The 12190-nt window shown below is 56.7% G+C and carries 13 protein-coding genes; 8 read left to right on the top strand and 5 right to left on the bottom strand.

The features are described 5' to 3' along the window. Positions 1–6: 6 nt before the first annotated feature. From HB631_RS10415 to HB631_RS10435, 5 genes are all read right to left on the bottom strand, one after another. Complete coding sequence (locus tag HB631_RS10415) at positions 7–402, bottom strand: carboxymuconolactone decarboxylase family protein (protein ID WP_213991079.1); 396 nt, start codon at positions 400–402, stop codon at positions 7–9. 85 nt (positions 403–487) lie between these two features. Continuing rightward, a complete protein-coding gene (locus HB631_RS10420) occupies positions 488–1918 on the bottom strand; it encodes an aldehyde dehydrogenase family protein (protein WP_213991080.1) in 1431 nt (476 codons plus the stop codon). Next, a complete protein-coding gene (locus HB631_RS10425; protein WP_213991081.1) occupies positions 1915–2802 on the bottom strand; it encodes an NAD(P)-dependent oxidoreductase in 888 nt (295 codons plus the stop codon). Before HB631_RS10425 ends, HB631_RS10420 begins: the two co-directional genes overlap by 4 nt. Positions 2803–2849: 47 nt before the next feature. Next, the gene (locus HB631_RS10430; RefSeq protein ID WP_213991082.1) at positions 2850–3176 is read right to left on the bottom strand and encodes an NIPSNAP family protein; all 327 of its coding nucleotides are present in this window, start codon (positions 3174–3176) and stop codon (positions 2850–2852) included. A 152-nt stretch (positions 3177–3328) separates the two neighbouring features. Next, on the bottom strand, positions 3329–4138 hold the full coding sequence (locus tag HB631_RS10435; RefSeq protein ID WP_213991083.1) for an N-acyl homoserine lactonase family protein: 810 nt from the start codon (positions 4136–4138) through the stop codon (positions 3329–3331). A 624-nt stretch (positions 4139–4762) separates the two neighbouring features. Here HB631_RS10435 and pduA point away from each other — a divergent pair. From pduA to HB631_RS10475, 8 genes are all read left to right on the top strand, one after another. Further along, complete coding sequence (gene pduA, locus HB631_RS10440; RefSeq protein WP_132927612.1) at positions 4763–5047, top strand: propanediol utilization microcompartment protein PduA; 285 nt, start codon at positions 4763–4765, stop codon at positions 5045–5047. Next, entirely contained in the window at positions 5044–5859 is an 816-nt protein-coding gene (pduB, locus tag HB631_RS10445) for a propanediol utilization microcompartment protein PduB (protein WP_213991084.1), read from the top strand. Before pduA ends, pduB begins: the two co-directional genes overlap by 4 nt. A gap of 24 nt (positions 5860–5883) precedes the next feature. After that, positions 5884–8433: a glycyl radical protein gene (locus tag HB631_RS10450; protein ID WP_213991085.1), complete on the top strand. Its 2550-nt coding sequence runs from the start codon at positions 5884–5886 to the stop codon at positions 8431–8433. Positions 8434–8550: 117 nt separating this feature from the next. After that, the gene (locus tag HB631_RS10455; RefSeq protein ID WP_213991215.1) at positions 8551–9471 is read left to right on the top strand and encodes a glycyl-radical enzyme activating protein; all 921 of its coding nucleotides are present in this window, start codon (positions 8551–8553) and stop codon (positions 9469–9471) included. A 50-nt stretch (positions 9472–9521) separates the two neighbouring features. Then, on the top strand, positions 9522–10349 hold the full coding sequence (locus tag HB631_RS10460; RefSeq protein WP_213991086.1) for an MIP/aquaporin family protein: 828 nt from the start codon (positions 9522–9524) through the stop codon (positions 10347–10349). A gap of 60 nt (positions 10350–10409) precedes the next feature. Further along, entirely contained in the window at positions 10410–10700 is a 291-nt protein-coding gene (locus HB631_RS10465; RefSeq protein ID WP_213991087.1) for a BMC domain-containing protein, read from the top strand. 29 nt (positions 10701–10729) lie between these two features. Further along, positions 10730–11542 (top strand): BMC domain-containing protein, encoded by an 813-nt coding sequence (locus tag HB631_RS10470; protein WP_213991088.1) that lies wholly within the window; start codon positions 10730–10732, stop codon positions 11540–11542. Positions 11543–11545: 3 nt separating this feature from the next. Continuing rightward, on the top strand, positions 11546–12181 hold the full coding sequence (locus HB631_RS10475; protein WP_213991089.1) for a phosphate propanoyltransferase: 636 nt from the start codon (positions 11546–11548) through the stop codon (positions 12179–12181). Positions 12182–12190: the final 9 nt, after the last annotated feature.

The raw sequence follows: 12190 nt of genomic DNA on the forward strand, positions 1-12190 counted from the left end.
GCTCCGTCAGGCGCCGTGGCTTTCATCCTCATAGGCTTTGATGGCCGCGCTGGCCACGCGGAAAGCGGCCAACGCCAGCGGCGCGCCGCAATAGACCGCCGTCTGGATCAGTACGGCGCGGATCTCCTCGCGGGTCACGCCGTTTTTTAATGCCCCTTTGATATGCACCGACAGTTCATGATGCTGGCTCATGGCGGTAAGGATGCCGATGTTCAGCATACTACGGGTCTTGAACGACAGCGTCGGATCGCCCCAGACCTCGCCCCAGCAATACTCGGTCACCAATTTTTGTATCGGGCGATTGAAATCATCGGCGGCGGCCCAGGATTTTTCCACATGGGCGGCGCCAAGCACTTCCTTACGATTTGCAAAACCACGCTCAAAACGCTCTTCGAATTCCATGGTGACTCCTCAGGCTATTTCAGCGAACTTAATATCGTATGATTGTATGACAGCAATTTCAGGCAAAAAAAATAATTTCCGCCCGTTAATCCTCGCCGTAACCGACGATGGATTTTATCTCCAGATACTCCCGCAAGCCGGCTTCTCCCCATTCACGGCCGTTGCCCGAGCGCTTGTAGCCGCCGAACGGCGCCAGGAAATCCGCCGGAGGATAATTGATATGGACGCCGCCGGCCTGCAGGGCTCGCGCTATCCGCTGCGCCCGCCGCCGGTCGCCGGACTGGACATAGGCCGCCAGTCCATAATCGGTGCCGTTGGCTATTTCAATGGCCTGCGCCTCCGATTCATATCCCATGATGGACAGCACCGGCCCGAATATTTCCTCCCGGGCAATGGTCATCTGCGGCGTCACGTGGCTGAAAACCGTCGGCTTGACATAATAGCCCCGCTCAAATCCTTCCGGCCGTCCGGTGCCGCCGGTTACCAGGCGGGCGCCTTCATCAATGCCGGACTGAATCAAGGCCTGCACCCGCTGGAACTGGTTGCGGTTCACCAGCGGCCCGAGCTGGGTGGCGGGAGAATCCGTCGGCCCAAGGCGAAAGGTCTGGGCCGCGGCTTTGGCAATATTCGCCGCCTCCTCCAGCATGGCGTTCGGCACCAGCATGCGCGTGGGAATGGAACAGGATTGGCCGGAATTGGTAAAACAGGCGGCAACACCGCGCTTCACCGCCTCAGGCAAATCAACGTCATCCAGCAGAATATTGGCCGACTTGCCCCCCAGCTCCTGGGCAACCCGCTTAACGGTACCGGCAGCCATTTTCGCCACCTCGATGCCCGCCCGGGTGGAACCGGTGAACGACACCATGTCAATGTCGGGATGGCGCGCCAGGGCCGCGCCGACGGTGGGGCCGTCGCCGTTAACCAGATTGAATACCCCGGCGGGGACGCCCGCTTCATCCAGCACTTCGGCGAACAGCAGCGCGCTGAGGGAGGAATATTCACTGGGTTTGATGACCATGGTGCAACCGGCGGCCAGCGCCGGGGCGATTTTAACCACGATCTGATTGATCGGCCAATTCCAGGGAGTGATAAGTCCGCAAACCCCCACCGGTTCCAGCCGCAGCAGAGTCGTACCGCGCCGGGCCTCAAAGGCGAAACCGTCCAGCACCTTGAGTATCGCTTCCAGATGCGCCACCCCGCGTACCGCTTGTCCGTCGCGGGCAAAGGTAATGGGTGAACCCATCTCCTGGCGCATTGTCTCGGCAAATTCGTCGTAACGGCGGCGGTAAATGTGCAGAATGCTCTGCAACAGGGCGATACGGTCGGATACCGGGCCGGCGGCATACGCGGGCAGCGCCCTTCTCGCCGCCGACACGGCGCGGTCCACATCGGCGCCGTTGCCCATGGCTAATCGGGCAAACGTCCGTTCGGTGGCCGGATCGATTAAATCGAGTCCGGCGGCGGACAACGGCGCCACCCACTGTCCGTCGATATAGAACTGAGCTGCATGAGTCATTGTTTACTCCTGTTAACAAGCCGGTACATTTCGGTGTGATCGGCGTCAGGTTCGGCGCGCCGGGCCGCCTCATCCCACAGCTGTGCGCAAACGGCGCCGAACCGCATGGGATAATTCAGGTCCCGGGCCAGCGCCTGGCCGATGCGCAGATCCTTGTTCATCAGTTGCAAAGCGAAGCCGGAATTAAAGGCGCCGCTTAACATATATTGCTTAACCTTGTTTTCCGAGGTATTGCTGCGGCCGGTGGAGGCATTGAGCACATCCGTCATCACCGCCGGGTCGATGCCGAAACCTTCGGCGATATGCAGGGCTTCCACCGTCGCCAGCAGCCCGGCGGCGGACACATAATTGTTCAGCGCCTTGGCGGCATGGCCGCTGCCGGCCGCGCCGATATGCAGAATGCTTTTGCCCATCGCCGCCAACAGCGGCCGGCAGCGGTCGAGCACCGCCGCCTCTCCCCCCACCAGAATCGCCAGTTCACCGACCACGGCTTTTTTCACACCGCCGGACACCGGCGCATCCAGATAATTCAGGCCCATTTCGTTTAACCGGGCGCCGAGCCGGCGCGATCGCGCCGGTTCAGAAGAACTCATATCTATCACCACCGCCCCTTTGGGCAGCATCGACGCCAACCCGGGGGACGGATCCCCCAGCAAGACGTTTTCCACGATGTCCGAATTGGGCAACATGGTAATCAACGCATCCAGGCCGGCCGCGTGGGCGGCATCCAGCGGACCGGCGTGAAGCCGGTCCATTAACGACTCCTGGCGCCGACGATCGGCATCGCCAAGACAGAGTGTATAGCCGGCGTCGGCCAGGCACTGCATCATGGGGGTTCCCATCATACCCAGGCCGCAAAAACCGATGTTTAACACATCACTCATTTGCATTTATCCTTTTGAAGTCAGGGTTGCCGACCGCCCGCCCGGATTCAGCGCAGGGGAGAAAAATCCGTCGGCGTTAAAAAGCTGTTTTCGATACGTGCGACAATCGCCGTTTGCGATTCACTGGCGGCCCGCTTCACCAGCCATTCCGGATCCGACTGGAAGGCGCCCCAGCGTGCTTCACGATCCGCCAGGCTGGCCCACTTAAGCATATAGGTCAGCGACTGGTTGCTCTCACCCACCAGCGTGGTCCAAAAACCGATGGGCTCAATGCCGTATTTTTCAAAAAAAGCCAGAGTGGTATTTCTGAAACGATCCTGCAGGGCCGGTAAACGTCCCGGCAAACAATGATAAACCCGCATTTCAACAATCATGATTTCTCTCCGATGGAATGTTGCCTTGTCCCTGATGCCATCCCGGGACGACGATAGTTCAGCCCGGGCGATTATGCCACGGACTTACTTTCGACCTGATTATGACGCATTTATTCCGCGGCCCGTCAGCTTTATCAGGCTTTCCGCCGCCGTTATGCCATTTCCAGGGGAGAGAGATCCACCCGGACAATCCATCCCTCAGTATCCTCATCCATCGCCGGATAGCGTTCCAATACCAGCGGATCGTGGCCCGGAATCACATGTTCCGCCGATGCCGCCAGACGATTGACCGTGGCATACCCTTCCAGCATATCGCCGATGTGATACACCACCGGATAGGGTCGCTGCTGCTGGATATTGGCGAAAAAATGCGCCGCGTCCGAGGCCAGCACCACCCAGCCGCGCTCCGTATGCACCCGCACGATTTGCAATCCATCCGAGTGGCCGCCCACCCGGTGCAGGCTCAGGCCCGGCGCCAGCTCGGCGTCGCCGTTATGGAACCGCACCCGTCCGGCGAACAGCTTGTCCACCATGGCTTTCACGTCTTCCACCGCAAAGGGATGGCGCAATTCGCCATGGCACATGCAGCGGCCGGTGCAAAAGGCCATTTCACGTTCCTGTATATGGAACAGGGCGCCGGGAAACAACAGATGGTTGCCCGCATGGTCATAATGCATATGGGTGATGATGACATCGGTCACCGTTTCGGTATCGATGCCCACCTTGCTCAAGCCTATCCCCACCTGGTGGGTAATGGTGCGGCCCCGGCGATCCGCCATGGCGGCATCAAAGCCGGTATCAACAATATAGGTATGTTCGCCGCCGATAATGGCCCAGACAAAATAATCAATGGGCATCGGGCCGTCATGCAGGTCGCCGCCAATGAAATTTTCACGGGCCAAACGGTGGTGGTGAGCATATTTAATGGCAAAAATACGGTAATTCTCAAGGGGTAAAGACATGGTCTATCTCCACATTTCTTATTGAATTCTCGTGATAAATACGTTCAATCACCGTTTCTGCCGGGCCCGGCGCCCTAAACGATATCGGCCGGTTGAACCTTCATGACGACCCTTGAATTGTTGTTTTTGAGTTAATACAGAGTTACCTAAACGTTTTGAATAAGAATAAAACTATATTATCGTCATACAATCAGTCAAGAAGACAAGGGTGATGAAGTTCACAGAATATAGAATTAGGTTCAACCGCAACATCGTCTGCTCTATGGACATAAAAGGCACGGCGGCAGGCTAGGTGCAAATCAGGGGAAACAATACGACGGCGCGATGAGGGGAGTGGTAGGCCTGGTGGATAAAAGAACGAGCCGTGTATCATAAAAAAACAAACGAAACAATAGCCATGATGTAAAAATAAATAGGCTCTTCGCAATTTTTGGATAGTATAAAAATATAACATTATCCATACCATTCAATTATATACATTATTCCAACCGCAATAAAACACCGTTAATCGCAAGACCGTATTTGCCAGAAAATTTAACAGGGCAATTATTTTATTTTTTTCTCCCTTACCCTACCCCAGTGAAATTAATCCCCCTACCCATGATTTGCGCCAAGGAGAACAACATGCAGCAAGAAGCGTTAGGTATGGTAGAGACCAAAGGGCTAACCGCGGCCATTGAAGCGGCGGATGCCATGGTCAAATCTGCCAACGTGGTACTGATTGGCTACGAAAAGATCGGCTCCGGCCTGGTGACGGTATTCGTACGCGGCGATGTGGGTGCCGTGAAAGCCGCAACCGATGCCGGCTGCGCCTCAGCCCGCCAGATTGGCGATGTCATCGCCACCCATGTCATCCCGCGTCCGCACTCCGACGTGGAAAACTTATTGCCGAAAGGCCTTAAAGCATGAATACCGACGACCTGGTGGAAAATATCATCGCCGAGGTACTCGGGAAAGTGGGGGAACTAAAGACCCCCGCCACGGCATCTTTGGAATACAGCCCCCAAGCGGACCCTATCATGTCAGAAAAAATATGCACGTTAACCGAATTTGTCGGCACCGCCATCGGTGACTCTATCGGCCTGGTGATTGCCAATGTCGACAGCGCGTTGCTCGAAGCGATGCATCTGGAAAAAAAATACCGCTCCATCGGCATTCTTGGCGCCCGCACCGGCGCCGGCCCGCAGATCATGGCGGCGGATGAGGCGGTGAAGGCCACCAATACCGAAGTGGTGGCCATTGAACTGGCACGCGATACCAAAGGCGGCGCCGGCCACGGCTCGCTGGTCCTGTTCGGCGGCCAGGACGTATCGGACGTCAAACGGGCGGTGGAAGTGGCCCTTAACGAACTGGAACGCACTTTCGGCGATATTTACGCCAATGATGCCGGCCATGTGGAGCTGCAATATACCGCACGGGCCAGCTATGCATTGGAAAAAGCCTTCGGCGCGCCGTTGGGCCGGGCCTGCGGCGTTATCGTCGGCGCTCCCGCCGCCATCGGAGTCTTGATGGCGGATACCGCCATCAAGGCGGCCAATGTGGATGTGGTGGCCTACAGCTCGCCGGCCAAGGGCACCAGTTTCACCAATGAAGTCATTCTGATCGTATCCGGCGATTCCGGCGCGGTTCGCCAAGCCGTGCGCTCAGCGCGGGAAGTCGGCCTGGTTTTGCTTGAAACCATGGGCGGCAAAGCGCCTTCGGCCACCACACCTTACATCTAGCTGCCTGTTGCGGAGAAAAACATAATGAGTCTTATATCACAGGGTTTTGGCGAACCTACCGCGAGAGTCAACGCACTGCGGGAACAAATCCTCGCCAGCACCCCTTGCATTGAAACCGATCGCGCCCGTCTGATTACGGCGTCTTACCAAGAAACGGAAGCATTACCCATCGTTATCCGCCGCGCCAAAGCGCTGGAGAAAATCCTGGCGGAGCTGCCGGTCACCATCCGGGACGGCGAGCTGATTGTCGGCAGCCTGACGGTCACTCCCCATTCCGCGCAGATCTATCCGGAATACTCCAATATCTGGATTAAAGATGAATTCGAACGCCTGAACCTGCGCAAGGGCGACCGGTTCACCATTTCAGAGCAGGCCAAGCAGGAATTGGACGCGGTCTTCCCTTACTGGCAGGGCAAAACCACCAATGAATTGGCGACATCCTATATGCTGCCGGCCACCCTTGAATGCATGGCGGAAAACGTTTTTACCGTCGGCAACTATTATTTTAACGGCGTCGGCCATGTGGCGGTGGATTATGCCAAGGTCCTGAACAAAGGCTATAAAGGCATTATCCAGGACGTGCTGGCCGCCATGGCCGCCGCGGATAAAACCTCCCCCGATTATCTCAAGCAGGAATCTTTTTACAAAGCGGTGATTATCGCCTGCAACGCCGCGGTGAATTATGCCCACCGCTATGCGGCCAAGGCCCGCGCCCTGGCAAATAGCGCCACGCCGGAGCGCAAAGAGGAATTACTGAAGATTGCTCAAATTTGCGACACCGTGCCGGAAAACGGCGCCGGTAATTTTTATGAAGCCTGCCAGTCATTCTGGTTCGCCCACGCCATCATCCAGCTTGAATCAAACGGCCACTCCATTTCGCCGGCCCGTTTCGATCAATATATGTTCCCGTTTCTGGAACATGACCAGACCCTGAGCAATGAACAGGCGCAGGAACTGCTGGACTGCCTGTGGGTTAAATTCAACGACGTCAATAAGGTGCGCGACGAGGGTTCCACCAAGGGTTTCGGCGGCTATCCGATGTTCCAGAATCTGATTGTCGGCGGCCAGACCCGCGGCGGGCAGGATGCCACCAACCGCCTATCGTTTATGGCCATGGCGGCCACCGCCCATGTACGGCTGCATGAACCTTCGCTGTCGCTGCGCATGTGGTCGAAAACCCCCGATGATCTGCTGCTGAAATCCTGTGAAATCAGCCGCATGGGCATGGGTATCCCGGCCTACTACAACGATGAAGTCATCATTTCGTCCTTGATCAATCGCGGCCTGACCCTGGAAGATGCGCGGGATTACGGCATTATCGGCTGTGTGGAACCGCAAAAGCCGGGCAAAACCGAAGGCTGGCACGATGCCGCGTTTTACAATATGAGTAAAGTGCTGGAAATCGCCTTAAATAACGGGCGCAGCGGCAGCAAACAGCTCGGACCCAAAACCGGCGAACTGGATTCGTTCCATAATATCGACGATATCATCGAGGCTTACCGCAAGCAGAATGCCTTTTTTGTCTACCATCTGGCGATGGCGGACAACAGTGTGGATCTGGCCCATGGAGAACGGGCGCCGCTGCCGTTTCTTTCCAGCATGGTGGACGACTGCATCGGCCGCGGTAAAACGGTGCAGGAAGGGGGAGCGCATTATAACTTTACCGGCCCGCAAGGCGTGGGCGTCGCCAACGTCGGCGATTCGCTGATGGCCATCAAACGCCTGGTGTTCGATGAAGGCAAATTGTCCCTGGCCCATTTAAAAGAGGCCCTGGACGCCAATTTCGGCGTTCCGGTGGGTTCGGTGGATGCAGCGCCGGTATCCGCCGCAGGGGGCGTGAAAAAAGACGCCGCCTACGATTTGGTGCTGGAAGCGGTAAAAAAGGTCCTGGGTGAAAACGGCGCGCTGGCCCTCTCCTCACTCAACATCGCCCCCCGGGAACCGGCAAATGCGTCGAACGGCAACGGCGGCCTGACCGCGGTACGCCAGTTGTTGATCAATAACGCGCCCAAATTCGGCAACGATATTGATGAAGTGGATATGCTGGCGCGCGTCGGCGCCGAAATTTACTGTCGGGAAGTGGAAAAATACACCAACCCCCGCGGCGGGATCTTCCATGCCGGGCTATACCCGGTATCGGCCAACGTAGCGCTGGGGGAAACCGTCGGTGCGACGGCGGACGGACGCCTGGCGGGCCAACCGCTGCCGGACGGCGTATCACCCAGTCGCGGCATGGATACCAAGGGCCCCACCGCGGCGGCCAACTCGGTGGCGAAACTGGATCATTTCCTGGCCTCCAACGGCACGCTGTTTAATCAGAAATTCCATCCGGCGGCGTTGAAAGGCGATGAGGGGCTGCATCACCTGGCGGCGTTACTGCGCGGCTATTTCGATCAAAAAGGCATGCATGTCCAGTTTAATGTAGTTGATCGCGCCACGTTATTGGCCGCACAGCAGGAACCGGAGAAATACCGGGATTTAGTGGTGCGGGTCGCCGGTTACAGCGCGCAGTTCGTTTCGCTGGATAAAGGCGTTCAGGATGACATTATCCTGCGTACCGAACACGTCTTTTAATAGGGATTTTTTGCCGCGACGGGAATACGCCGCGGCAAAAAAATATTCACCCGGCCGCGGTCGGGAAAATATAAGCCGACGGACAGATGGCGGAATTGCTTAATGAAAGGTGATGACATGGCGGCAATTGATTATGAACAAACTGGCACCGTGTTTAATATTCAGAAGTTCTCTTTGCATGACGGACCGGGAATTCGAACCATCGTTTTTTTAAAGGGATGTTATCTGGCATGTAAATGGTGCAGTAATCCTGAATCGCAAAAAACCGAGCCGGAGATGTTCTATCATGAGCGCAACTGCATCCATTGCGGGCGCTGTGTGGCCGCCTGCCCCGTCGGCGCGATAGATCCCAAACGGCCGGGCCTTATCGACCGGGAGGCTTGTACCCAATGCGGCGCCTGTGGGAAGGTTTGTCCGGCGGGAGCGATGGTGCAGTCGGGTCAAAAAATGACTGTGGCGCAGGTCATAGAAGATCTGCGCAAGGACGAAGTGCATTACCGGCGCTCCGGCGGAGGCATCACCCTGTCCGGCGGCGAAGCGCTGGCCCAGCCTGACTTTACCGAGGCATTGCTGAAGGCGTGTAAAGCCCGTGGCTGGCATACGGCGATGGAATCCACCGGTATTACCTCTCTGAAGGTACTGGAGCGGGTTATCCCGTTGCTGGATTTACTGCTGCTGGATATCAAGACCTTTTACAGCGCCCGGCATGAAGAATTCACCGGCCACCCGAATGACGTGATTTTGCGCAATGCCCTGGCTATTTCAGCCCTGGCGAAAAATATTGCCGTCCGGGTACCGGTGATTCCGACATTTAATGATGACGAACAGAGTATCAGGGCCATTGCCACGTTTGTCACGCATATGAAAAATGTCTCCCGGCTGCATTTATTGCCTTATCATAATTACGGCCAGAATAAATATACCCTGCTCGGCAGGCAATACGGCTTGATTGATATAAAGCCCCCTGAAGACTGCCGTCTTCAGAAATATAAAAGCATTGTCGAATCCCTGGGAATAGATTGTGTTATCGGCGGTTAGCGATAAAAAAAGATGGTTATTATATAAAAACCTTTATTCAGGATCTTATTATGAACACATCCTCACCCTCATTAAAGCAACAATGCCTTGCCGAGTTTCTCGGAACCGGATTATTTTTATTCATCGGTATCAGCTGCCTGGCGGCAAACCGGCTGGCCGGGGCCAGTTTCGGCATGTGGGAAATCTGTATTGTCTGGGGATTAAGCGTCTCACTTGGCGTGTATATGACGGCGGGAATTTCCGGCGGCCATATCAACCCGGCGGTGAGCATTGCCCTGTGGCTGTTCGGCAATTTTGAAGGCCGAAAAGTGTTGCCCTATATCCTGTCGCAAACCCTGGGGGCGTTCGGCGGCGCGCTGGTGGCTTATTTGCTGTATTACAATTTGTTCATCGATTTTGAACTGGCCCACCATATCCAGCGCGGGAGTATGGAGAGCCTGGCGCAGGCCGGCATTTTCAGTACCTTTCCCAACCCGGCCATTAACATGGTGCAGGCATTCGCCAGCGAAATGATCGGCACCCTGACATTGATGTGCCTGATTATGGCGCTGACCGACGACGGCAACGGCGTGCCGCGCGGCCCGCTGGCGCCATTGCTGATAGGCATTACCGTTGCCCTTATCGGTGTCGCCCAAGGCATGCTGACCGGTTTTGCATTAAATCCGGCGCGGGATTTCGGCCCCAGGCTGTTCAGTATCCTGGCGGGCTGGGGCACCAATGCCCTCACCGGCGGCCGCGAGGTTCCCTACTTTATCATTCCCCTTGTCGCCCCGATTGTCGGCGCCTGTCTCGGCGCGGTGCTGTACCGCAGTCTGGTCAATATGCCGCTGCCCGGCAAAGCAAAAGAGAAAAAGCATCTCCCTGAACAAGCGTCATAACCCTGACGCCGCCAGGGAGAAAGGATCGTTAACTAAAAGCATTTCTGGAGAGACCAATCAATGAACAATGCACTTGGCATGATTGAAACCTATGGCCTGATCGGCGCCATCGTCGGCGCGGACGCCATGGTCAAATCGGCAAACGTCCAACTGGTGGGCTACGAAAAAATCGGTTCCGGCCTGGTTACCGTCATGGTGCGCGGCGACGTCGGCGCGGTGAAAGCGTCGGTGGAAGCCGGCGCGGTGGCCGCGGCCAGCGTAGGGGAAGTGAAATCCACCCATGTCATCCCCCGGCCCCACAGCGATGTGGAAGTCCTGTTACCCGTTTACCAGACCCTGGTGACCGCGTAACCCATTGAACCAGGATAAGGGGGGACCACGTGCAACATTCTCTCGGCTTATTGGAAGTCACGGGTTTGTCATTGGCGATAACCGTCGCCGACGTGATGGCTAAAACCGCATCCGTCAGCCTACTTGGGGTAGAGCGGACCATCGGTTCCGGCTGGATGCTGGTAAAAATCCATGGCGACGTGGCATCGGTGCGTACGGCGCTGTCCGCCGGCGAAGAGATGGCGCGGCGTTGTTCGGGTTTTATCGCTTGCACCGCCATCGCCCGTCCGGCCAAAGGCACCAGCGAAATTGTTTCAGCGGCGCTCCGTCAAGGCGAGGGAGTAATGGCGGACAATGTCGGTGCCGAGATAACGCCGGCCGGGACAACAACCCTCGGTGAAACCCGGGAGATTGTCGCCGTTAAAACCGCTGAAACCGATGATAACGAGGCACCGGCCGAGGCGGCAGACATCTTGGAAAATCCGGAAGCCGTCGCCAACGGCACAGGGGAGACCGATGACAGCGCGACCTGGACGCCGGACGGGACAGCAGTCACCGGGGAAAATATAAACGCTGTCGCCGCTGCAACGCCGGCTTCCGCCGGCAGTGATGCGTCGGTGCCGGACATAGAGGACGCAGGCCGTCCGAGGGACAGCGCGGCCTCTGTGGAGAAGACGGCGGGATTCGCCGACACCCTGATCAGGCCGGTGAAAACGGTGCCGGTACCTTCCGCCCCAGCTTCATTAGCACCTTCCCTAGCGCTGCAGGCCAGTTGCAAAATCTGTGGCGATCCCCGCTGCGGCAGACATAAAGGGGAACCCCGCAGTAAATGTATTCACTATCAACACCCGGTATTGAGGTAAAAAATGGATAACAAAGAGATTACGCTGCTCACCGATCGGGTCATTGTCCAAATGCGGCAGCGGGCGATTCCCTTGGGGATATCCAATCGGCACGTCCATTTATCGGTAAAGGATTATCAGCGCTTATTTCCCGGGCAGCCGCTGACGGTTAAAAACGCGCTGGGACAGCCGGGCCAGTTTGCCGCGGAACAGGCCGTTACCCTGAAAGGGCCCAAGGGCCAGTTGAAAAATGTCCGCCTGTTGGGGCCGCTGCGCAGCCAATCGCAAATCGAAATATCCCGTACCGATGCCCGCTTGCTGGGCATCACGGCGCCGCTGCGTTTATCCGGTGATTTAGCCGGTTCAACCGGCATTATCCTGGTAAGCGATTCCGCTGAAATAACCCTGGCGGAAGGCGTCATCATTGCCCGCCGGCATATTCATATGTCACGGCTGGATGCGGCGATATATGGCGTCAAGCAGGGAGAAAGAGTCAACGTCGAAATTAAAGGCACCGAACGGACCTTGGTGTTTGGCGATGTCTGCATTCGGGTTGCCGACGATATGCGTCTTGAAATGCATATTGATACAGACGAAGCCAACGCGGCGGATATCGGCGATGGCAAGCCCATAGCGAAACTCCTGCTGACGCCGTTTTGATGGGGAGGG

The organism is Sodalis sp. dw_96 (genome assembly GCF_018449575.1).
Lineage (GTDB): Bacteria > Pseudomonadota > Gammaproteobacteria > Enterobacterales > Enterobacteriaceae > Acerihabitans.

Bases quoted from the DNA above. Each gene is read 5' to 3' on its own strand.
- HB631_RS10415 (WP_213991079.1), bottom strand. From the start codon at position 402: ATGGAATTCGAAGAGCGTTTTGAGCGTGGTTTTGCAAATCGTAAGGAA.
- HB631_RS10420 (WP_213991080.1), bottom strand. From the start codon at position 1,918: ATGACTCATGCAGCTCAGTTCTATATCGACGGACAGTGGGTGGCGCCG.
- HB631_RS10425 (WP_213991081.1), bottom strand. From the start codon at position 2,802: ATGAGTGATGTGTTAAACATCGGTTTTTGCGGCCTGGGTATGATGGGA.
- HB631_RS10430 (WP_213991082.1), bottom strand. From the start codon at position 3,176: ATGATTGTTGAAATGCGGGTTTATCATTGTTTGCCGGGACGTTTACCG.
- HB631_RS10435 (WP_213991083.1), bottom strand. From the start codon at position 4,138: ATGTCTTTACCCCTTGAGAATTACCGTATTTTTGCCATTAAATATGCT.
- pduA (WP_132927612.1), top strand. From the start codon at position 4,763: ATGCAGCAAGAAGCGTTAGGTATGGTAGAGACCAAAGGGCTAACCGCG.
- pduB (WP_213991084.1), top strand. From the start codon at position 5,044: ATGAATACCGACGACCTGGTGGAAAATATCATCGCCGAGGTACTCGGG.
- HB631_RS10450 (WP_213991085.1), top strand. From the start codon at position 5,884: ATGAGTCTTATATCACAGGGTTTTGGCGAACCTACCGCGAGAGTCAAC.
- HB631_RS10455 (WP_213991215.1), top strand. From the start codon at position 8,551: ATGGCGGCAATTGATTATGAACAAACTGGCACCGTGTTTAATATTCAG.
- HB631_RS10460 (WP_213991086.1), top strand. From the start codon at position 9,522: ATGAACACATCCTCACCCTCATTAAAGCAACAATGCCTTGCCGAGTTT.
- HB631_RS10465 (WP_213991087.1), top strand. From the start codon at position 10,410: ATGAACAATGCACTTGGCATGATTGAAACCTATGGCCTGATCGGCGCC.
- HB631_RS10475 (WP_213991089.1), top strand. From the start codon at position 11,546: ATGGATAACAAAGAGATTACGCTGCTCACCGATCGGGTCATTGTCCAA.